The sequence below is a fragment of the Paenibacillus sp. FSL K6-1122 genome, from assembly GCF_037977015.1.
Classification (GTDB): Bacteria; Bacillota; Bacilli; order Paenibacillales; family Paenibacillaceae; genus Paenibacillus; species Paenibacillus amylolyticus.
This window is the reverse complement of sequence record NZ_CP150272.1, coordinates 2,568,246-2,591,089: the sequence shown is the minus strand read 5'-3', so window position 1 is coordinate 2,591,089 and position 22,844 is coordinate 2,568,246. Positions and strand designations below refer to the sequence as shown.

At 36.8% G+C, this 22,844-nt stretch carries 19 protein-coding genes; 18 read left to right on the top strand and 1 reads right to left on the bottom strand.

Features of this window, described 5'->3' with window-relative positions:
* Window positions 1-5 precede the first annotated feature (5 nt).
* From NSQ20_RS11555 to NSQ20_RS11505, 11 genes are all read left to right on the top strand, one after another.
* Window positions 6-815 carry a hypothetical protein gene (locus tag NSQ20_RS11555; RefSeq protein WP_340032495.1) on the top strand — a complete coding sequence of 270 codons (810 nt, stop codon included), beginning with the start codon at window positions 6-8 and terminating at the stop codon, window positions 813-815.
* A gap of 55 nt (window positions 816-870) precedes the next feature.
* Window positions 871-1,656 (top strand): hypothetical protein, encoded by a 786-nt coding sequence (locus NSQ20_RS11550; RefSeq protein ID WP_340032494.1) that lies wholly within the window; start codon window positions 871-873, stop codon window positions 1,654-1,656.
* The gene (locus NSQ20_RS11545) at window positions 1,613-2,620 is read left to right on the top strand and encodes a hypothetical protein (RefSeq protein ID WP_340032493.1); all 1,008 of its coding nucleotides are present in this window, start codon (window positions 1,613-1,615) and stop codon (window positions 2,618-2,620) included. The genes NSQ20_RS11550 and NSQ20_RS11545 overlap by 44 nt, the downstream gene beginning before the upstream one ends.
* Window positions 2,610-3,581, top strand: a complete 972-nt coding sequence (locus tag NSQ20_RS11540) for a glycosyltransferase (protein ID WP_340032492.1) — start codon at window positions 2,610-2,612, stop codon at window positions 3,579-3,581. The genes NSQ20_RS11545 and NSQ20_RS11540 overlap by 11 nt, the downstream gene beginning before the upstream one ends.
* Before the next feature lie 14 nt (window positions 3,582-3,595).
* Window positions 3,596-4,078, top strand: coding sequence for a hypothetical protein (locus NSQ20_RS11535; protein ID WP_340032491.1), 483 nt, complete (start codon window positions 3,596-3,598; stop codon window positions 4,076-4,078).
* Window positions 4,068-4,493, top strand: a complete 426-nt coding sequence (locus NSQ20_RS11530) for a hypothetical protein (protein ID WP_340032490.1) — start codon at window positions 4,068-4,070, stop codon at window positions 4,491-4,493. Before NSQ20_RS11535 ends, NSQ20_RS11530 begins: the two co-directional genes overlap by 11 nt.
* Before the next feature lie 69 nt (window positions 4,494-4,562).
* Entirely contained in the window at window positions 4,563-5,564 is a 1,002-nt protein-coding gene (locus tag NSQ20_RS11525) for a site-specific integrase (protein WP_244213693.1), read from the top strand.
* Window positions 5,565-5,614: 50 nt separating this feature from the next.
* The gene (locus NSQ20_RS11520) at window positions 5,615-6,028 is read left to right on the top strand and encodes a hypothetical protein (RefSeq protein WP_340032489.1); all 414 of its coding nucleotides are present in this window, start codon (window positions 5,615-5,617) and stop codon (window positions 6,026-6,028) included.
* Between the two features lie 82 nt (window positions 6,029-6,110).
* Complete coding sequence (locus NSQ20_RS11515) at window positions 6,111-12,875, top strand: phage tail tape measure protein (protein ID WP_340032488.1); 6,765 nt, start codon at window positions 6,111-6,113, stop codon at window positions 12,873-12,875.
* A gap of 49 nt (window positions 12,876-12,924) precedes the next feature.
* Complete coding sequence (locus NSQ20_RS11510; protein ID WP_340032487.1) at window positions 12,925-16,407, top strand: phage tail spike protein; 3,483 nt, start codon at window positions 12,925-12,927, stop codon at window positions 16,405-16,407.
* Between the two features lie 86 nt (window positions 16,408-16,493).
* Window positions 16,494-17,237, top strand: coding sequence for a hypothetical protein (locus NSQ20_RS11505; protein ID WP_340032486.1), 744 nt, complete (start codon window positions 16,494-16,496; stop codon window positions 17,235-17,237).
* 67 nt (window positions 17,238-17,304) lie between these two features.
* Here NSQ20_RS11505 and NSQ20_RS11500 read toward each other — a convergent pair whose 3' ends face one another.
* On the bottom strand, window positions 17,305-17,775 hold the full coding sequence (locus NSQ20_RS11500; RefSeq protein WP_340032485.1) for a helix-turn-helix transcriptional regulator: 471 nt from the start codon (window positions 17,773-17,775) through the stop codon (window positions 17,305-17,307).
* A 161-nt stretch (window positions 17,776-17,936) separates the two neighbouring features.
* Here NSQ20_RS11500 and NSQ20_RS11495 point away from each other — a divergent pair, with 161 nt between their 5' ends.
* The 7 genes from NSQ20_RS11495 to NSQ20_RS11465 all read left to right on the top strand — a co-directional run bounded on the left by NSQ20_RS11495 (window position 17,937) and on the right by NSQ20_RS11465 (window position 22,843).
* Window positions 17,937-18,305: a hypothetical protein gene (locus NSQ20_RS11495; protein ID WP_340032484.1), complete on the top strand. Its 369-nt coding sequence runs from the start codon at window positions 17,937-17,939 to the stop codon at window positions 18,303-18,305.
* Entirely contained in the window at window positions 18,305-19,693 is a 1,389-nt protein-coding gene (locus NSQ20_RS11490) for a DUF2726 domain-containing protein (protein ID WP_340032483.1), read from the top strand. Before NSQ20_RS11495 ends, NSQ20_RS11490 begins: the two co-directional genes overlap by 1 nt.
* Before the next feature lie 192 nt (window positions 19,694-19,885).
* Window positions 19,886-20,362 carry a type II toxin-antitoxin system antitoxin SocA domain-containing protein gene (locus NSQ20_RS11485; RefSeq protein ID WP_340032482.1) on the top strand — a complete coding sequence of 159 codons (477 nt, stop codon included), beginning with the start codon at window positions 19,886-19,888 and terminating at the stop codon, window positions 20,360-20,362.
* The gene (locus tag NSQ20_RS11480; RefSeq protein WP_340032481.1) at window positions 20,362-20,811 is read left to right on the top strand and encodes a hypothetical protein; all 450 of its coding nucleotides are present in this window, start codon (window positions 20,362-20,364) and stop codon (window positions 20,809-20,811) included. The genes NSQ20_RS11485 and NSQ20_RS11480 overlap by 1 nt, the downstream gene beginning before the upstream one ends.
* Window positions 20,812-20,930: 119 nt before the next feature.
* The gene (locus tag NSQ20_RS11475; RefSeq protein ID WP_340032480.1) at window positions 20,931-21,545 is read left to right on the top strand and encodes a phage tail domain-containing protein; all 615 of its coding nucleotides are present in this window, start codon (window positions 20,931-20,933) and stop codon (window positions 21,543-21,545) included.
* A 15-nt stretch (window positions 21,546-21,560) separates the two neighbouring features.
* Window positions 21,561-22,196 carry a hypothetical protein gene (locus NSQ20_RS11470; protein WP_340032479.1) on the top strand — a complete coding sequence of 212 codons (636 nt, stop codon included), beginning with the start codon at window positions 21,561-21,563 and terminating at the stop codon, window positions 22,194-22,196.
* Window positions 22,197-22,204: 8 nt separating this feature from the next.
* Window positions 22,205-22,843: a hypothetical protein gene (locus tag NSQ20_RS11465; RefSeq protein WP_340032478.1), complete on the top strand. Its 639-nt coding sequence runs from the start codon at window positions 22,205-22,207 to the stop codon at window positions 22,841-22,843.
* Window position 22,844 lies beyond the last annotated feature (1 nt).

The following is a 22,844-nucleotide window of genomic DNA, read 5'->3' as shown; positions in this document are numbered from 1 at the left end:
AACAAATGTCTACACCAAATGTATGGGCAATTCGTGAAGTGGCATTAGCAACCTTCTACGACAAGAAAACAAAAAAAGCAAAGATTCAACTGACAAACCTGAAAACGTCAGGAATTGAGAACACCGCAGATATTTCATATGCGATGGGCGGTCAAGGAAATAATAAAATTGTAGGATTTTCTGGTAACCGTAGTGGTAGGATTGCTTTGCAGGATGCTGTATTTACAAACGAAGTTATTGCAATGATGACTGGTAATGATATTAAAAAAGGCGAAACGCCTGTAAAGTATCGTGATGTCATCAAAGTAATGAATAATACAGCTACTCTCAAATATACTCCCGCAACTCCTGTAATGGGAGCCGATGTGCTGAACTCTGTGTACACTTTGAATCCAGATCAGACTCATGAAGATGAGATTATGGTTGCTGCTACTGCTACACCGGGAACAGGAGAATACAAGATTGTTGGTAAAGAGCTTACATTTGGCGCTGGCGAATTTGCTGATGGTACAGAAATTGTTGCTTACTACACAACTCAAAGTGGTGCATCTGCTAAGACTATTACTGTTTCCTCTGATAAATTTGCAGGTACATATGAAGTAGTATTGGATTGTTTGGTTCGCAATGTAATTGACAAACAAGACTACGCCGCTCAAATCCTTATTCATGATGCAAAAATGGAAGATAACTGGAATCTTGATATGGCTGCTGAAGGAGATCCATCTGTATTTGATATTCCAATGGAAATGCTCAAGCCTGTTGACCGCAAAGAATTGTATACAATGACAATTTATGATGCAGAAGAACTCGTTTAACAATTTTAGGGGCTGAGTCTAATTGGCTTGGCCCTATTTTTTTCTAGGAGCAAACATGAAGACAATTACAATAGCCGCACCTGTCCGTAATCGAGAATGGATACTGCCCCAATATTTACTTAGAATTTTTGAGATCAATTATCCTAAATCATTAATCGATCTGCATTTTGTTGTTAATGATAGTTCAGATAGTACTTTTGAGATGTTGACAGAATTTAAAAAAGATAATAAAGGCTTGTACAATAATATTAGAATTGATGTAATCAACAATAATTCACCCGAAGATGAACGAGAGTTTTCGGTAAGAAATAAATACATATATAAGAGTTTGAGCAACTTAAAGAATTACATTATGAGCAAAGTTCGAACCGATAAATTGATTTTTATCGATACAGATATCCTTGTAAAACCTGATGTTATTACTAAGTTACTCAAGCATGGGAAAAAGATTATATCGGGATTAATCTACAATGGATATTTGACCAACAAAGAAAAGCCGTACCTGTTTCCGAATATCATGAAATTGGATGATAAAGGGCAATATCGACATATAACAAACTATCATGTTAAGACTGCCCCTGCTCTACTTTGTTCTAAATTGCAACGAGTGGATCTAACTGGAGCAGTCATTTTATTAGATAAATCGGTTTATAAGTCTATAAAATACGGATTTCATCCACAAGGTGAGGACGCTTATTTTTGTAAGATGGCTCAAGATAATGGCTTTGAGCTTTTTTGTGATTTGTTTGCATATAGTCAGCACATTATGTCTGAACAACAATTAAGGGAGTTTATTAATGAAACAAAAAACGATAATTTACTATCCGGTATTAAATCATGATTTTTTGAAACAACGTCCACAACAAATACTTTCACAGTTTGCCCGTAACGGTTGGATTGTTTACTTTTGCAATAATACTCAAGCAGATAAGCCAATTGAAGAAGTTGAACCAAACTTGTTCGTAGTACATAACTTTGAATCGTTCATGAAAGACATTAAACATGGAAAGTACAAAATCGATGTAGCATATGCTACTTGGGCCAAGTCTGCTGAACATTTTGAAAAAGTAAACGCGAAAATTAAAATTTATGACAGTATCGATGAGTTTCCAGATTGGGAACAGTATGAGAAGTTTGCCGTAGACAGTGCGGACATTATGCTTACTTCAAGTCAACGACTATATGATATTCGAAGTAAAATGCATGGGAACGTACATCTGGTACGTAATGCTGCTCCATCTGAATATATCAATAAACCTTCTAAAAGACCGAAAGAATATGAAGATATTGATGGCCCCATTGTTGCATTTGTTGGGGCTCTAGGTTCGTGGACAAGTACATATCTGATTAAGAAAGTAGCAGAAAAATATCCTACTGTATTTGTAGGACTGGAGTTTGGTAAACAATGTCCATCGAATGTTATTAACTTGGGATGTAAGAACCATGATGAGTTATATGACTATTACGCACATGCTGATGTTTGTCTTATTCCATTTAATACTAAAACCAATATTACTCAATCTGCATCTCCAGTTAAAATGTATGAACACTTGGCAGCAGGAACAATTACTGTAGCAACAAAATGGCATGAGACTGATCTATATCCATCAGCAGTACTTACAGCAGATAATGATGATGAGTTTTTAGCAAGAGTTGATGAGGCGATTATCACTTCAAAACTAAGAGGGTTCAAGGAAGAAGCCAGACGGATCGCTTTGGAAAACACTTGGGAAGTACGTTTCAACCAAATTGAACAAGCAATTGAGGAATATGCACTGAAAAGTGGTGTTGTGATTGGGTCTTAAAGTTTTATTTACAAATACAAGTTCTCTCATCAAATACGGTATATCTTCAGGATTTAAAAATCTTGGACACGAAGTACATATTATGGATGGCAAATATCAATTATGGGACAAGGATAAGGAAACCCAAGTTGAACTTTTTAAAGATTATATAGAGAACAATCATGTAGACATTGTGTTTTCTGAATGTTTTGCTAACTTCGCTGAAGGTATATTTGAACATACAAGAGAAAAGGGAATATTTCATGCTTTGTGGAGTATTGAGGATACTCCGTTCGATCATTGGATAGGTGATTATTGGTCTGATTATGCTGATTACATTTTCACCACAACCGCAGAATGTCTCCCAAACTATTGGAATAAAGGAAAACAAGCTGAAATGATGTTGTTTGGCTGCAATCCCGATTTTCATAAAAATACAGATTCAGGTGTTCAGAGAGATATAGTTTTAATTGCAAACAATTATGAGCGAAGATTTGAACAAACCAGAAAATTCATCATGCCAGTCGTAAAGAATGGATACGATGTAAGTGTATTCGGTAATGAGTGGTGGATGGATTCTAATCGTGAAGTGAATCTCCTTAGCTACCCTTCTGTTTATAGAGGATACGGCGCATATGAGGATCTGCCCTATTTATACTCTTCAAGCAAAATTATTCTAGGTCAAAACTTGGATGATAAATCTATAACTCAAACTTCTATGCGTCCCGCAGAGAGTCTTGCCGTAGGAGGAGGTATTCTTATCTCCCCTTTCACTCCTGCCCAGCAATATTTATTCCATGATCATGTTTATTTACCTAGGAATACTGATGAGATGTTATTGATGGTTAATGAAGTATTGGGTATGACAGATATACAACGTGAACAGAAGGCTACAAAAGCACAGAAATATGTATACAAGTATCATAACTATGATTTAAGAGCTGAACAAGTGATCAACGCTTACCGTGGACATAGACCATAAAGGGAGATGAATAAATGGCAAAATCAAATAAACTTACGATGGCAAAACTTAATACAATTGATAATAGAAAGAATCAGCGCAAGACAATTTATGTGACTCCAGAGAAATATGAAGTAATTATACATACATATTTTCGCGAGTCGTTGATGGAAGACGTAGTAACAGAATACATTGCTCTTGTAGATGAGTTGAGATCCCGCACTGAGATTGATGATAATTTGATTAGAGATACGTTGAGTTTATTTAACATTTTGGTGATGAAGACATTTACTGATCTGCCATTTCCAAAGAAGATGAACATTGATAGCTTAACTGCCATTTCAAAAAAGTTTTTAGACAATGGAATCACTACTGAGGTAATTAACTCTTATCCAAAGGAAGAATTGAAAAAACTTGAAGAACGATTCAAAGTAGCTCAACAAAATGCTGCTAAAGTAATTGCTGAGATGGCTGTCTACTCAGTTGCTCAAGCTCAGGAAATTGCAGATGCAGGTTAAGACACGACAGGATTTAATTAAGTTTCTACAAAAGTTGAATCAACCTATTGGAAAAGCATTGGTTAATGATGTGGCTAGGACAGTTAAACAAGTCCAGAAAGAAAAAGTTAAAGAAGAAGTCTATGATGTGTATGAGCCAACTATGTATTCTCGAACAGGTCTATTGGGTAGCGAAGAAAGCATGAAGTCTGAGTTGATTAATGAAACAACTCTAGTAGTTGAGAATGTTCGTTCAGATGGCGATAGAAATGTTGCTGAAGTTGTTGAATCAGGCCAGAATTACCAATACGGTTTTGAGTATGCAGGTGTGCCACGTCCATTCACTGAGGCAACACGAGAAGAGTTGAGGAACACTGGTGCTCACAAAGCAGCATTATATTCTGGACTCAAGAAGCAAGGTGTTAATTTGAAATAATAAAGCACTGGGAGCGTGTTATTTATGGCATTGGAAAGTTACGATCAATATACATAAGGATGATGTTAATTGAGTAAAAAAGAAGTTAAGCAAAATACATTGCGTGAACCAGCTAAGAAACAAGCAGAAGTAACTGAGGAAATGTGGCTACAAGTAAATGAGGATTATAGATTAATTGTAGATGAATTTATCTCCGTACAAGATCTCTCTCCAGCATCAAGAAAGCAATATACAAGTGTACTTCGACAATTTGGTTGGTATCTTTTTAGTTCAATGAATGACAAGCCATTTTATAAGATCACCAAGCGTGATTTCTTGCGCTATCTAAGTTTCATACGCGACAATCGTAAAATGTCTTCCTCAGCTATTAGTTTGAGAAAATCTGTTGTGTCTAGTCTTTGCAACCACATTGAAAATATTATCGCAGATGAAGAAGAAAATTATAAAGGCTTTAGAAACTTTACTCGTGGACTCCCTGCTATCGCGCGGAATAGAGTTTATGAGAAGGTTAAAGTTACAAAAGATGAATATGACTCAATGATGAAGATTCTTGAAGAAGATCAAAACTGGTTAGGTATGGCATGGCTTGCTACAGCTTTCCTTGTAGGTGCTAGACGTTCAGAGATCATTCAGTTCAAGTCGGAAATCATGGATTATAAAGTACCTGAAGGCCAGAACTATGTACTATCTCACGTAGTTCGCGGTAAGGGTCCTTCAACCGATGGTAAGCCGCTAGAGTATATGGTTCCATTAGAGGTTTTACCATATTGGCAAAAGTGGATTGATACACGAGGCTACGAAAGCGAATTTGTTTTCACAACTAGATATGGCAATGAGATAAAAGCGATGTCTTCAGCATGGGCAAATGATTTCTGTACTAATGTGTTGTCAGACATGTTAGAGCGTAGAATTAACGTACATATATTTAAAAACTCATGTATCACATATTTGTTAGAATCTGGTGTGCCGATGCATTTGGTATCTAAATATGTCGCCCATCACAACGATATTTCAACAACACAGATTTATGACTTGAGAGATTTCGAAGAAGAAAAGAATCAGATTTTCTAATTTAATCACTGTAAAATTACCATTTCATTTTGATTTAAAGGGAGCAAAAAATGAAAATATATAATCGTCAACTTGAGAAATTAATTGTCTTCCTCCACTCGCTTGAGTTGGAACGGAAAGATTCTCGTATGAGAACACGCTTTAAGAATTTATTGATGGATAAACTGCAAACAGTTATGGATGAAACAGTTGAGATCAATAAACAATACATAGCACATGATGAAAATAATCAACCAATTAAAGAGAACGGTGATTATCTAATCAAAGACAATGTGAAGCGTGTAGCCGATATCAATGAGTTAATGAATGAAGCATATGAGGTTCCACAGGATATCAACAACAGAGAAATGTTATTGTCCATTAGAGATAGTGTACTAAACCATTCCCCCGCTACATTTAAAGGTGATGATGCAGACATTTACGATATGGTCTGTGAATTGGTTGAACAAATTGAATACGAGTAAAATTGGGAAGCGATCATTTGAATCGCTTCTTTTTTATTTCTCTTTTTAACACTAGAAGCAAAAAGGAAGTGATTTAAGTAATATGAATGATTTGAAAATTTTAATTGATGCTGGCCTAAACATGGGGTCAAGTGTCAAGAATTTGAATCAAGAAATTAAAGCCTTAGGTTCTCATCCCTCCCTCAAATCTCTGAATTTGAAAGTGGATATCGATAAATCATTCGTTAAATCGATGAATGAGTTTGTAGCAGCTACCAAAGTACTGAGTACTGCTTTGGAGCAACAGCAAAAGGTTATTAATGAGTCAGTTAAGACAACTAAGATGCTGGATGGCTCAATTGAAAAGGTAACACAGAGACAATTAGCCAACGGATCGATCATCACTCAGACCACCAAAAAGATTAATGAAGAAACTAAGGCTTACAGTGAACAAAAGAAAACACTACAGCAACTTGAAAAAGAATTAGATGGATATTCGCTGGCTAGAACTAGAGCCAATAAGAATAAACTTGGCGAGATCAATAGTACGACTAATACATACAAAAATCAGACTGGTCAACAAGTTAGCGTCAATGTAGACAATGAAGGTAATGTTAAAAATTACAGTCAAATAACTGACTACCTCAAACAACAACAAGATGCGTTACAAAAAGAGCAAGCAATCAATAAGCAACGTGAACAAGCAGCACAACAAGAATATGCAACACGTAAAGCATTGGCAGATAAGAATTTAAAAGAGGAAGAACAACGTAATCAGCAATTTCTGAATCAGTTGAAAACTCGATTTGCTGAAGAACAGAAGATTGCTCGTGATCGTGATGCATTGGATAAGGCACACTATCAAGCACTACAGCAAAACAAAAAAGTGAATGATAGTTACACCAAGTCACTTGATGACATGAGCAATAAACTAGCTGTAAGTTTGAGTAACTACCAGCGAAAAGGCAACAAAGAAGCAGTTGATGGCATAAAAGAACTACAATCCCGACTAAGTCAATTTGCTGAAACCAAAAATGTTGCAAACTACAAGAGTATTATGCAGCAATTGAATAGCGAGTTTAACAAACTTACTACCAACGCAAAAGTTAGCGGACAGAGCGTAAACGGTTTAGGTAATCAATTTTCTCAAGCCACTCGTAAAGTTGCTCTATGGTTGGGGGCTACAGCCGGGGTATTTGCTCCAATCAGAATGTTGAGAAGTGGATTACAAGACATATACGACATGGATAAGGCAATGACAGATCTTATGAAGGTCACAGATGAAACCGATGAGACTTATCGTAAATTTGTGCAGACCGCCTCTACGCTGGCAGATTCAATAGGTAACACTACACTCAATGTTATGAAGTCAAGCGCTGAATGGGCAAGACTGGGATACGACATACAGACTGCACAAAACATGGCTAAACAAACTTTGGTTTATCAAAATGTTGGCGATATTAAAACTCCCGAAGATGCTTCCAAACAACTCATCTCATCAATTAAAGGTTTCGGAATAGAAGTTGATAGAGAAGCTAGTAATGTTGCAAAAGTAGTTGATATTTATAATGAAGTTGGTAATAAGTTTGCTATCTCGACTGACGGTATTGGTCAAGCAGTACAGCGTTCAGCGTCCTCCCTCTCAACTGCTGGAAATACAATTGAGGAATCCGTAGCGCTGATTACTGCTGCAAATACAACAGTACAAGATCCTGCCAAAGTAGGTAACTCCCTCAAAACCTTATCAATGCGTCTTCGCGGAGTAGATGAGGATGGATCTGCTGTTGATGGATTGTTGCCTAAATTGGAAGATAAATTCCAATCCATTGGACTTACACTCAAAAAAGATGAAAAGACTTTTAAGAATACCTATGAAATTTTCAGCGACTTGCACAGTGTATGGGACAGACTTAGCGACATTCAACGGGCAGATGTGCTGGAACTTGTTGCTGGTAAGATGCAAGGTAATATTGCGGCCTCCATGATTGAAAACTGGAATGATGCCGAGGGAGCATTGGAGGCGGGATTAAATTCATTTGGTTCTGCTGCAAAGGAAAATGCTGCATTTTTGGAATCGATGCAAGGACATATTGCTAAGTTTAAAAATGCTGTATCGGAATATTGGGGAAACAGTGCAAGCAGAGAATTCTTAAACAGTATCATTGATACTGGAACCAAATTGATAAGAACCCTTGGTAATGTGGGGAGAACTGTTGGTATATTAGGTGGATTGTTTATAGCTTTTAGATCAAAAGCTATAATTGCAACAACGGTGAGTTTGTATCAGACTATCGCTGGTTTGTTCGCCACCAAAACCGCTCTCGATGTAACTTCAAGTTCTGCTTCTCGTGCTACAAAAACAATGATTTTGTTTCAACGTTCATTGGGTATATTTGGCCTAGCAGTTGGAGTAATATCTACTCTTATAGCAGTATTTTCACAGCTTGACAACGCCACAGAAAAATTTAACGACACTATTGACAAAACTAACAGCAAGCATGAAAAACTGTCAAGTGAACTTCAAGATGCAACGTCTTATTATAAAGAGAACTATGACGAGATATCGAAAAGCGCCGATGTAAAAAATAAATTGTTTGATCTTCAAAATAGACTGATTGACACATACGGTGCAGAAGCAAGTGGATTAGATCTGGTTAATGGCAGATATGATGAGCAAATAGCAAAACTTGATGAGCTGCAACAGAAGAAACTTAAAAATGAGATTGATGATAATCAGTTTCTTGTAAACACTCTTAAAGATCAAAAATTCTCAACTCCTGAATTGGGAAACAAAATCTCAGGATTCGCATCCTTTTTTGGTAAAGGGGAACAGTCCTACAACCTCGCTGATGGTGGTGGATTTGGCGATCTTGGTATTGAAGAATATTATAAGAAGCTGTTAGATCTTCAAGATAAACTGAGAGCAAAAAATACTGATATCTTTGCTTCTTCCTCGTTAATCCCAAAAACGAGCCAAGAATGGCAGAACGCCCTTGATGCTGTTGGTGGAAAACTTGACGAACTTGAACCTTCGATAAACCAGATAAATAAATTAGAGGAATCGAAGAAGAAGTATATTGAGAATAATATAACTGCTCAGCAGGATTACAATGATACACAAAAAGAGCTTTTCAATACTGTTACTAAATCTTTATCTAAACTCCCCACGGACAAGTTTGAAGAAGTTATCAAGAGTGCTTCTACTGAAATCAAAAACTTTGACGGAGCCAATCTCGAAAAAACAGTTGCAACAATTGCAAGATTCGGACAATTAGAAGGTAATCCAGAGGTAGTTCAGAGTCTATATGACATATTTACCAATGCTAAACAAGCATCTGATGGAATGTATCTCTTTGGAGAGTCTTCTGCTAGTGCAACCGAAGAGTCCAAGAAATATGCTGATGCTGTAAATGAAACTATTGGTGAAATTGGCGAACTGAATGATACGCTATACAATCTGTCCAAAGGGCAGTCTCTGTCAGCGAATGAAATGAACAATCTAATTCTAAAGTATCCACAGTTGTCTAAGAATGTAATTAAACTCAAAGATGGATATACAATAGAAAAATCAGCACTTGAGACATTAAAAAAGACAAAAGTTGATTACTTTAAAACACTTGAAACTCTGGGACAAAAAGAAGTTATTGGTAACAAACAGGCACTTATTGACAAGATGAAAATCTGGGGAATTGAAATTGAAGCTCTCTCTACCCTTGCTGAACTGAATGCCGCTAAAGCTCAAGTAGACATGAATATTGCCGCTGAAGTTGTAGTTGAGGATATTACAGGCAAAGGGATTGAAAATCAAGCTGTAATAAATCAAGCCAAAAAAGCTCAACAAGCTGCCGCTGGACCATATAAGGAACTTCTTGATAGAATCTATGACTTGAATTCTTCATTTAAAACAATGGTCAGTTCGCTTGATGGTGTAGGATCAGCACAAGATAAAGATAAAAAGTCTACAGAAAAGTTAAACAATACATATACTGACACCAATGAGATCCTAACCGAGACGCAGAAGAGACTCCTCGATCTAGCCGATGCTATCAAAAAGGTTCAAAATGAACGTAGCACAATGGTCAAAGGTTCTAAGGAGTACTTGGCAAATCTCAAAGAAGAGAAGAAATTACTTGAGGATTCAATAGCTACCTCTAAGAAAGCCCTTAAGAATCCTTCTGAGTTAGTTTCTACAAAAGTTAAGACTACTACAAAGACAGCATCCGGTGAACCAGAACCAACTTCTACAGGCACATATTCATCACCAACAACTTCATCAAGCGGCGGTTACTCTGGTAAATATGCAGATATAATTAATAAATATGCCTCTAAAAATGGCGTTGATCCAAAACTCATTGCTGCTATTATTGCAACTGAGAGTACTTTTAATCCCAATGCTAAATCACATGCAGGTGCTACTGGTTTAATGCAACTTATGCCGGGAACCGCAAAAGGATTGGGAGTTAAAAATTCCTACGATCCTGAGCAAAACGTTGCAGGTGGCACGAAATACATTTCAGATTTACTCAAAAAGTATAATGGAAACGTTGAGTATGCCTTAGCAGCATACAATGGCGGCCCCGGCAATGTAGATAAGTGGATTAGAAAAGGTCAGATGGGTAACATTCCATTCGCAGAAACAAAGGCATATGCACCTAAAGTTTTAGCTGCATATAGTGAAATTTCAGGTTCTAAGTCGCCCACCTCCACCCCATCAACGAATAGTTCAGCTACAAAAGTTAAAACTACTAGCTCCGATGGTAAGACTACAACCGAAATTATTAAAGCAACTCAAAAAGAACAAGATGATGCTATTCGTGAAGAGAAGCAAAACTTATCATCTAAAGAGGCAAGTCTCTATCAGGTTGGCTTAGATATTGTTGAAACTATAATTGCTGGAACAGATAATGAGATTGCAAAACTACAATCGAAACGTGAATTGTCAGCTAACAAGCAAAGTCGTTACACACAAGATAGTCCTGAATGGCGCAAGGAGGAAATGGCTCAGAGTAGCTACCTTCAGCAAGAACAGAAACTAGTCGAGCAACAGAATAAAGATATCCGTCAACAACTCATTGAGCAAAAGATTACTCAGGGTGAATACGATGCTAAGTTGGCTGAAAATAGTGCTAAGTGGTGGGATTATCAGTCACAAATTGATGATAAACGTAAGAGTATTTTTGATAGTCAAATTGCAGCTTATGAAAAACAAGTAAAGGCAGATGACGATGCTTTAGCTGTATCTGATGCAAATTTGAAATTAATGACCGAAGGTACAGTTGAATACAACAAAGAGCTACACAGTCAAATCCCTATACTTGAACATAAAGGCTCAGTAATTGCAAAAGAGATTGAATACACGAAGTCGCTTCTTGCAAATAACAAGCAAAATGCCGTAATGACTGCCTACTACAACGACAAACTTCAAGAACTCAACTTGTCTCTATTGGGTACTAACTCAGCTCTTGCTGATGTTAATAAGACCCTTAAAGACTTACGTGAATCTGCCACTGACAACATTATCGATGAGTATAAGAAGGTTATTGAACAACAACGTGACTTGGCCCTTGAGGCCCTTGATCAGGAACGTGAAAAAGAAGATAAGCGTCATGATGAGCGAACTAAAAACATCGACAAAGAACAAAAGCAGTTTGAGAATTATATCAATGCACGACTCAAAGCGTTTGACCGTGAGAATACATCTACTGATTATACAGAAGAACTTACGAAGAAAATGGATGAGCGCCAAAAGATACAGGACAGAATTAATGTTCTCTCTGCCGACAACTCAATGGCTGGTAAAGCCAAGCGTAAAGAATTAGAAGATCAACTCATTGCTATTGATGAGGAGATTCGAAAATATCAGCGTGATCGTGACCGTGAGTTAGTAAAACAAGGGCTACAAGATCAATTAGACGACCACAAGAACTACAACGATAAAATCAAAGACGAAGAAGATAAACAGCATCAGGATGCTCTTGATAAGTTAGATGATGAGAAGAAAAAGACTGAGCGTAAATACAAAGACATCTTAGAGGATCAAAAGTATTTTTATAATCTCAAACAAGGCTTGATGAGCAATGATGCTATCGTTGTAACTGCTACTCTTGGAATTATTGGTGGCGAGTATGATAAGTTGTTTGCCAATATGAAAACTCATATATTTGAGACATCCAAAGAGATGCAGAATCTTGTAGATCAATTTGAGCTGGGTAAATCCAGTTTAGACAAATTTAAATCTGGTGACTATTCCCCTACTGAACTGGGAAGTGGCGGTAGCACTAGTGGAAACGGCTCAACTGGTCAAACTGGAACCATTAAAGGCACAACTGCTGCTCGTGTAGCTTGGACTGAGTATCTGAGTAATAAGCAGTCTGCTGAGTCGATTAAGGCTGAAATGTCTAAGCTTGATAAAGCTTCTAGTCAGTACAAGAATCTTACTCAACAATTTGATTCACTTAAGTCCAAGAATGATCAATTGCGTTCCGTTTATAATTTTCCTGATGGAAGCTTTAAGGATTTAGTAAACCAGAAAATCTTCAGCGCTGAGACTGGCGGTATGACTCCTGCTGGAATGGGTAAAGAAGGTAAGTTCCTGTTGGCACATGAGAAAGAGTTAATCCTCAATAAGTCTGACACCTCCAACCTGTTGAAAGTGGTGGATGTTGTTCGTGGGATTACAGATAAGATCCGAAGTGGACTGGATTTCACTGGTCTATTCTCGAAAGCAGTGACCACTCCTTCGACCAATGACAATCGTATTCAAATTGACAAGGTTGAGATACATGCTAATGACAAAGATTCGGGTTCAAGTCTGCTCAACAAGTTCGAAAATGCTTTAAACAATAAATTGAAAACAAGAACAATTTAAGGAGAGGGTAAACCCCCTCTTCTTTTTTAATTTTCAGAAAGGACTGTGTATGTTAGGAGAAATTGACCGCAATAGGAAACCTATTAAACCACAATACTTTCTTGCAAAGCCAAATCGTGAGATTATCAGTAAATTAAGCGAAATCTTTAATGACGGCGCTAACTTCAAATTGAATGATGTGAGCGAATTATCATTTTCCCTCCCCTACTTTATTGATAAGCATCACAAATTGCAGCCGAATAAAAATGTGGAGTTAATCAAGGAACGATACCAGATTAAAGTTGTAACTGGGATTAAAGTTGAATGGTTTACTGTAAATGATATTAGTGATAATCTCGATGATTCGGATATTATGGAAGTTAAGTGTTACTCATTGACTCGTGAACTGGCTGACAAATTGATCAAAAGTTATGAGGTTGAGTCATACGGAGCAGATAAAGTAATTGAAGATATGCTTCGTTTAGGTAATACAATTTGGAATATCGATTACATAGATGCTGACTTTAAATTAAGCAAAAGAGCATTTGAGTTCCCCTCCTCTACTGTCCTCGAAGCTATCTATTCTATAGCCGAAGTTTACAATGCGATAGTTACATTTGATACAGATTCCAGAACATTAAGTATGACTAAGCCTGAATTGACAGGTATCAATATGGGTTTAACCGTGTCATACGGCAAACTAATGAAGAGTATGAGTCGTAATCGAAGTTCAGAGGAGATGGTTACACGTCTCTCCGCTTCTGGTAAGGATGGATTAGGTATCAATAAGGTAAATCCAACAGGACAGAATTATATTGAGAACTATGGATATTGGATTTATCCATTTGAACGAGATGCCAATAAAACAGTGATTTCATCAAGTCATTGGATGTCGGATTCACTGTGTCATGCGCTGTTAGATTATGAAGCATTAGTTGAGAGTAAAACTGGATTGTTTAAACAGTACCTTGAAGAATTAGAAGGCTATGAGACACAGTTAAATCAACTTAAGATTGACTTGAATAAGCTACAACAGGATGAAAAAGTTGTACAAGAGGTAACACTGGCTCAACAATTTGGCGATAAGATGTTCTTTGAGAAATACAGTCACAGTGGTAGTACATCAAGAACATTTAAGTTGAATAAGGGTTATAACTACGCAGCTATGATTAAGGTCGACTCCTCTTCTGGTATCACTGTAGCGTTAAATGGGAGTGTAAAACCTGTTACTTCAGGTAGATGGGTAATGTTAGGTAAACTGAACAATTTAGAGACAACCACAATTACCGTTAATGGATCATCCACTGGTGTGTTCATGCAAGTTGCAACGATTAGTATTGAAGAGTATCAGATGGCTGGTAATGATGCAGCTATAGTTGAACGATACAGTTTAGACAATAAGGAAAATCAGATTAACCTGAAGCAAATTGAAGTTAGCAATAAGTTGAATCAAATTACAGATGTACAGAATCGGACTAATGCGTTACAGGTATTATTGGATTCAGAAAACAACTTTACGAGTGCTCAGTTGCAAGAATTAAACTTCTTTATGATTGAGCGAGATTTTAACGATGATGTATACATAGATGAGCAAGATTTATACGATGCAGCGATGGAAAAGTTTAAGGAGTTACAAGTTCCACAATTAGCAGTAGAGATTGATATTGTTAACTTTTTAGAGATTATTGAGGAACAGCGTAATTGGAAAAAGTTAAACCTTGGCGATTTTGTAAATGTAAAATATGAGCCATTGGGAATTGAGTTAACAGCGAGAATAAGTGAGATTAGTTATGACTTTGGTGGATCGAGTATTAAGTTAACGTTGAGTAATGCTAAGAATGTTAATGATGAGAGTACGCGGTTAGAGAAATTTTTAAAGGATACGAAGAATACTAGTGTAGTTGTTGATACGAGTAAGACTAAGTGGGGTCAGGCTGTAGTTGATTCGTCTGAGATGAGTAGATTGTTTGATAATGTGTGGAACAGAATCACCAATAGTATAAACATGAGTATCAATAATACGGTGGACATCAACAATTTGGGAATTACAATAAGTGATGATAATGATCCGCTAAGATTTCTTCGTTTAACACATGGACAAATTGGACTCACGAGATCAGGAGGCCTCCGTTTCGAAACCGCGATAGACGCAAACGGGGTCATCGCTGAGATGGTTTACGGGAAAGTTATACTCGGACAGCGCGTGGTCATAGGTGATACAACAGGGGTTTTCACTATTGAAGGTTCCAAGTTAATGATCGATGATCGCTGTGGTCGCCCTGTTCTACGTTTGGGATTAACATCAGAACAGCCCGATGTATTTGGATTGCATCTTAATCGCTATGCATCGAGTAATTGTAACGATAGAACAATTACTAATGTATCAGGTATGGATAATTCAAGAGGATTCTATATTGATAAGATTCGCAATGGCGTAACCTCCAACGTGTTTTGGTTGGCGCAGGATGGAAATCTCAGACTTCGAGTTGGCGAGAACAATGAAGTTATAACCGTTTCAGAACTAGGATTTGGTATTGGGCACGAAAACTGGAGCCAAGCGCCTTTTAGAGTGGATTATTTTGGTAATTGTTGGTTAGATTCCCTATTCGCTAACAACGCCGAGATTAAAAATTCTCTCTTTAAAGATGGTCATATTCGAGGTTCCGATTTGGAGCTCCGTGACACTAATGGGGGCGTAATCAAAATGTACCCTGAATGGGGCCTTTGGTTCGGTCATGAAGATTTCGACAAAGCTCCTGCATCTATTTCCATGGATGGGACAGCTAAATTCAAGAAGCTCATCGTAACCGATGGAAACAATACTCTACTGATGGATTCGGAGAAAAAACAGCTCCATCTCAATCGGTGGGACATCGTGGGAGCGGGAGCAATTGACACCGAATTGTTAGCTGCTAATATCCTAACTGCTGAAGATGGATTCATTAGTTCTCTAGTTGCAGGTAAACTCTCCACTCTCACTAACGCAGCTCTTCAAGGTTGGTCTAATTACGTCAAAATTGAAGGCAAAGAAATCAAATTTCTTACTGGTAAAGTCAAGGGTTCTGGAGTACATAAAGAACTATCTGATGGTCGTAAATTGTACTGGATATCTTCTGAGCAAAAAGGCGAGATGACAGTTGAAGTGACACCTTGGCCTGTCTACGTTTATGAGATGGAAGATAAGACCAAAATGCGACTTTTCTTTGAGGGAGATGGCGAGTCTGCTGTACCTCAAATCGATATGGGTGAAGGCGATGGACGAGGTTTTGGGCGTGGATATATAAAGAAACCTAATGGTTCGTTTGAGTTCATTTACTTAAATAGTAATTTTGGTCGTGAAAGAAGTCTTAAATTTATGGATGATGCCCTATATTTAAAGAGCGAGAATGGAGAAGTCAATATAACGGCAGATGCTTTTAATGTACTTGCCACAAAAACTATAAAAATAGGTACTGAATCTGGATCATTTATTGAAATAGCTCAAAATGGAGACATTAACATTAACTCCACAAGAAATGTTAAAATTAATGGTACTCGTATTGATTTGAACTAAACTTTTCCAAATAATATACCGATAAATATAGTATAATTTATCTAGTTATACAGGAGAATTTTACTATAAAATCGGAGGTACATACAATGAATAAACTAGTTTCAAAAATTCCCACATTTATGTTAGGTGCAATTGTAGGTGTGGTTGCTACAGCAGGGTCGGTAGCAGGAGCAGCTACATATTTTAAAGCAACCCAATCAAGTGTAAAAATTGTGGTAGACGGGGCTCAAGCAAAGCTGTCAGAAAGTCCAATGAATATTAATGGTAAACTCTTTCTTCCTGTAAGAGACACTGCAAATGCCATGGGTTATTCTGTTGAATCTGTTACCAGCTCTCAAGTGACGCTGAAGGAGTCATCCGCTAGTTCTAATACAGCAATGCCATCAAACAATAGCACATCTACCACTCCTAATAGCTCAACAAATACAAATCCTACTTCAAGCAAAAAGGTGAACAATTTGAAAGAACTATACTCTACTGATGATAAACTAGATGCTGAGAAGATTCGCACAGCGTTAAACAATGGAACCCTTGATTTAAATGCAACTGATGAATCTTCGGGAGATTCCTTGCTTCACATAGTCATCAGCGAAGACAACTTTGAAGCATATAAAGCTATTAAGCGAAATGCATTGAATGTTGACGTTAAGAATAAAAAAGGAATAACACCTTTGATGTTAACAGTTATCAACAAAAATAGCTTTTACTTCGGTGAACTTAAAACATTAAAAGCTGATCCAGACCTAGTTGATGCTTCAAACAAACGAGCAATCGATTATGCTGACCCAAAGTCAACCTTCTATGATTCATTGAAAATATACATGTTTTAATCAAAAAGTTTCGTACAGTCATAGTTTTTCACAATTAAGAGACCTTCTATGTGAGGTCTCTTTTGCTTTATCTACTACGATTTATCAGCACCGGAATCATTTCAAGAATCTGTAGTTTATCCTCAATAGAAAGCACAACACCATTATATGACAGATATTGATTGTTTAGTAGGAGTTTTTCAATATCGTTCTCATTTATTTTTGCTTCTTTCTTAGAAAGATCTTTTGATTCCTCAATTGTGCGATATCGATAAAGCCAATCTTCTCCGACTTGATCCATAATCATATCTCCAGCAATATAGCCTGTCTTTACTAACAAGTCTTCATATGAATGATTGTAAGCAGTAGAGATCTTTTTCAAAGCATCTGGAGTTATTTTAACAGGCTTATCAGTTCCGGGCTTGTACCCCTTCTCAATTATACTGATGTAGGTATAGCTTAGGCCACTCAGTTCAGCCGCCTCTCGAAGTGTTCGATTTCCTCTTAGATATCTCAAGAATTGTCCGAAATCTTTGGGTTCCATTTTTGAGTATGTCAAACTCATTCTCCTCATTTTTTGTTGACTATAGTCAATATTATACACTATTCAACCTCGTTCAATGCAAGTAACATTTTTACTGTAGTTGACAAAATCTCAATAGCTTAGTAATATCAACTCAGTTGTTCAATGCATTAAACAAATTGAATGGAGTTGATTTCATGCGTACCAAAGTCCAATATGTTGCCCCTTTTGATTCAATTGCAAGCATCTACTATGTCCGAGATTCATATGGACGTGTATGGCACTCGGTTGGCGAAAACGAAAAAGATGCTGCACAACAGGCTAAAGGCAAAGAAGAATTATTCAATTACATGCTTTACAATCCACACAAACATAAAAAGTTCCACAACTACGATTTTAAGAATTTAATTCTCGATATGTTGGAACAAATGGAATTGCAAGATACATATGAGTACGAGATTGTTTTGGAATGGAAAAGTTACGAGGTGTTTGAGTTTATGAAGAAGTCTTCTCTTCTCCCTTGTGATTTACTCTTGGAAATAAACCGCTATAGGGAGGACACTTAATGTTTGCCGAAGAAACTATAGAAATCAAATGGAATTCAGCAAATAAAGGTCACTATCTTTCAAAAGGATATCTTTTTACAAAGATGGGTGATCCTCTACTGGTGAATATTAGAGATTTAACGCTAAGTTCAAAGATTAAAGTTAAATTAGTGTGCGATCAGTGTAACGTTTTAAAAGAGATTTCTTTTGGTTCATATACTAAATCAAAAGAATTGATAAATAAGGATATCGGCTATTATAAATGTCATTCTTGCGCTATGAGAGGAATCGCTAAAACAACTGATGACTTTAGAAAAGAAGTTTACGATCTTGTTGGAGATGAATATCTCGTTAAAGGAGAGTATTACAGATCGGATAGAAAAATTGTCTTTTTGCATACTCTCTGTGGTAATGAATATAGGGCAAATCCTAATTGGTTCCTTAACGGTAAACGGTGTCCACACTGCTTCAAAACTCAAACTTTTTCTCATCAAAAATATTTAGAATCACTAGGAAGTGTCGTTACAGAATTCGATTTTTTAAGCGAGTATACTGGCGCTGATAATAAAATAGAAGTAAAGCACAAGGTGTGTGGCTACAAGCATTCTGTCAGAGCGGCTGATTTTCTTCAAGGTAAGAGATGCCCTAGATGTTCCAAACGGGAGCGTAAATCGCCAACTAAACTTTTAAATGATTTTATTGCTCTTACGAATGGCAATTTTGAGTTACAGGAACAAATAATAAATGTCGTCACACCATTGCAGTTAAAGCACAAAGAGTGTGGGCATGTGTTCAAAACGACTTTAAGATTGTTCTTTGTTCATATTTCTTGCCCTAAATGTACAGGAAGGATGCGTAAAGACACAAACTACTTTAAGGGTGAAATATATGATCTTGTCGATAATGAGTATCTTGTAATTGGTGAATATACTGGTGCAAACAATAATGTCTCTTTACTTCACAATGAATGTGGTAATAGGTTCGATATGACACCAAGCAACTTTTTAAGAGGACAAAGATGCCCTCAGTGTCATATGTTTAAATCAAAAGGTGAAAAGCATATTGAGGCTTATCTTGAGGACAATAAATTAAAATTTCAAACGCAATACAGAACAAAGAAATGTATGAATATACGGCAACTCCCTTTTGATTTTGCTCTAATTAATGAAAAGAATAAGGTTATTTGCCTAATCGAATATGATGGCGAACACCACACTAGAATAAAGAAACGTTTTGGTGGCAAAGAAAGACTTCTAAAGATACAACACAACGACAAAATAAAAGATGACTACTGCAAATCCAATAACATCCCACTAATACGCATTCCCTACTGGGATTTCAAAAATATCGACACCATATTAACCGAGCGATTGACTGAATTGGGTGTCCTCTCCCCTTCTTTGGTTTAAATATTATTACAATATTGTTACCTTCACAGAGCAACTTTTATATGTTACCATATGCTTGCACCAATAACAACAAAAATTTTCGCAAAAGGGTATCATTCTTGCTTAACTTGTGGCATAATAAGGAGTATAAGGTATAGGAACACATGTTCCGAACTTTATTTTAACTTTTATTTTAGAAAGGAGCTATCCTCTATGGCTGATTTTTCTGCATCTGAAATTGCCAGATGGTTTCTCGCTCGTAATAATGCAAATGTTGTACAGCATGAAGATGAGCTCTTAACTCATCTCAAACTCCAAAAGTTACTTTATTATGCTCAAGGTGTTTTCTTGGCATACACTGGCGGCAACTCATTATTTGATGAGAATATAATGGCATGGGAACATGGCCCAGTAGTTCCCGAAGTATACACACAATATAAACCATACGGAAAAACTGGTATCGATTTCGAAGCAACTGACGACGATCTTGAGACACTAAGAAAAGTTGACCAAAATGAATGTGCTCAAAAAGTACTTGAAATGGTCTTTGATCATTATGGAAAGTATACCGCTTGGCATCTTAGAGAGATGACTCATAATGAGCGCCCTTGGAAAACAACTCGTTCAAATGATGTCATTAGTCAAGATAAAATCAGAAAATACTTCGAAGAAGAGGTACTAACTGACTAATGGTAAAGAAAATTAAAAACAATGATAAGGACACTCTCTCTAGAAGTGACATTACAAATAGTAAGCCCACACACATTAAATTCAATTTCTCCTTCATCACTGCAAACAATGAATTTTGTTTTGAAAATGGAGAATTTAATGATGCACATAAACTCAAGCTTCTAGAGAGAATCTTAACTTTATCACAAGAGACATTGGTAACTGTTCTAAACTACAAGAAAAATATAGGTATAGAATTCATTCCCAAAGAACAATGTAGGGAAGTTGGATATAACCCGAGATTCACTGATGCAGAGCACAGGAAAAAAGAAGTGGATGGAAAATATGCTGTCTTCCGCATATATCAAAATAACAACCCCCTTCCGTCGCGCGCTATAGGGAAACTAATTAATAATGTTTTCTATATCCTATTTATTGATCTTAATCACAAAATGTACAAATCATCATAATTGATATTGAACTAATACAAATTAATTGTTTAAATGAAATACCGATTTTACATAGAAATTAGCTACTAAAAAGCCTTATAAATAGGGCTTTTTTTATTTGTCCAAATTTTATATTGGAGGTGATTTGGATTACAATACGTGACTCCCTCTACTTTTCATTTGCTGGTATTAAATCTGTTGACTATGGCATACTTAACGTGAATTTGAACAGTGGGATGCAAGAAGAAATTTTCTTTCCTTCTAGGGAGATTATTGAGGAAAAAGTAAAAGGCAATGATAAACCATACTATATGAGGACTGAAACTGAGCCATTAAAGTTTTCAGTCTCTTTTGCATTTGAGGAAACATGGAACACAGAAAAAATACGCGAAGTTACACGATGGCTGACGCAACATGATTACTATCAAGAGCTATACTTTACAAACGAAGATGGCTTAGGTGCTGAACGAATATTCTACGCCATGGTTGTCGATGATTCCACTTTGGTTCACAACTGTCTCAAACAAGGCTATATCAACTTGACCTTTCGCTGTGATTCTCCTTACTCATACTCCCCTATCATGACATCTCGTGTTTACAAGTGGAACTATACTCCAACGGAGATTAAGAAAAATACATACTCAACAGGAACACATCAATCAACAATAGCTAATCCACAAGGAAATTTAATACTTAATCCAGCAAGGCCAAAATGGTCTGATTTTGAGGCTGGTACTAAATGGTCAGATATTTAAAGAAAGGAGAATCGTATGTCTACAGAAACAGAAAAGTTAAAACTCAAGAAGCCCTCTTTCACGGATGAAATAGAAAAAACAATTCGAGAATTAGGCGAGAACTTTGACATCATAGATCTAATATCGGATGACTATGTATCGGCAACCCCTACAAGTGGTGATTACATAAGAACAAAACGCCTATATAATACATCTCCTATCTACGGTGGATTTGTAGGTTGGGTAAATGTACGCACTGGTAAAGCAGCGCCTACATGGAAATCACTTAAGGCATATGTAAACGGAGACTACATTATACCTAATGTAGATAATGGGCATGTTTATATCTGTGTTCAATCTGGTCAATCTGCTTTCACTGAACCAATCTTTCCCGTATCCACAGGAATAGAGTTTAATGACACACGCATGTCGAGTACATGGGCAGCCACTACACAATATAAACTAAATGACATAGTGTTACCTACAATTGATAATGGGCGATTCTACATATGTATCCAAGCAGGAGAATCTGGAAACACAGAACCACCTTGGCAAACGGTTGATGGTACTACCACTTATGATAAGAATGCTTCATGGGCTACCTATCGAATAACAAGATGGAAAGAAGCTGGAAGTGCAGCACTATTCTATCCCTTTGGTAAGATTGGTTAGGTGATGATATGACTACATGGCAATCAATTATCAACTTAAAGGGCAATTATACTTCAGATCCAATACCAATTCCAATCAGCGCAGATGGTGTACTAAGTAAAGTATCATGGGAATCCATTGAGCCAATTGGTTCTAAGATTGTTGTTCAAACTCGCTTTACTCGTGACAATTTCAACTGGTCAGAGTGGCAAAATTGTATAAATGGAGCTCATATTCCAGATGTCGTTGAGGATGTGGGATTCTATAATGTCAGCATCATGTTTAGAGTGTTGTTCATGAGAAATACATATAATGAAGTACCAGAATTTAAAGGTATTACATTTAACTTTGAACCAATCCTATTGTTTGACAATAAGGGAGATAAAAACTGTTCCCCTGAAATTTGGATAACAAAACAAGGCAATGGTGATTTCAGTATCATCAACACTTCTCACAACAATGAAGAGTTTAAGTTTAAAAGTCTCATTCATGGTGAAACTGTATTTGTTGACAATGAGCAACAAGACATTGAAACTTCGTTGGCAGTCACATATCGATACAAAGACTTCAACAATAACTATCTCTCATTCCCTGTTGGTAAGAACATACTGAGAGTAACTGGTGATGCAGATATCAAATTTAGATATCAATTCACACTATTGCAATAGG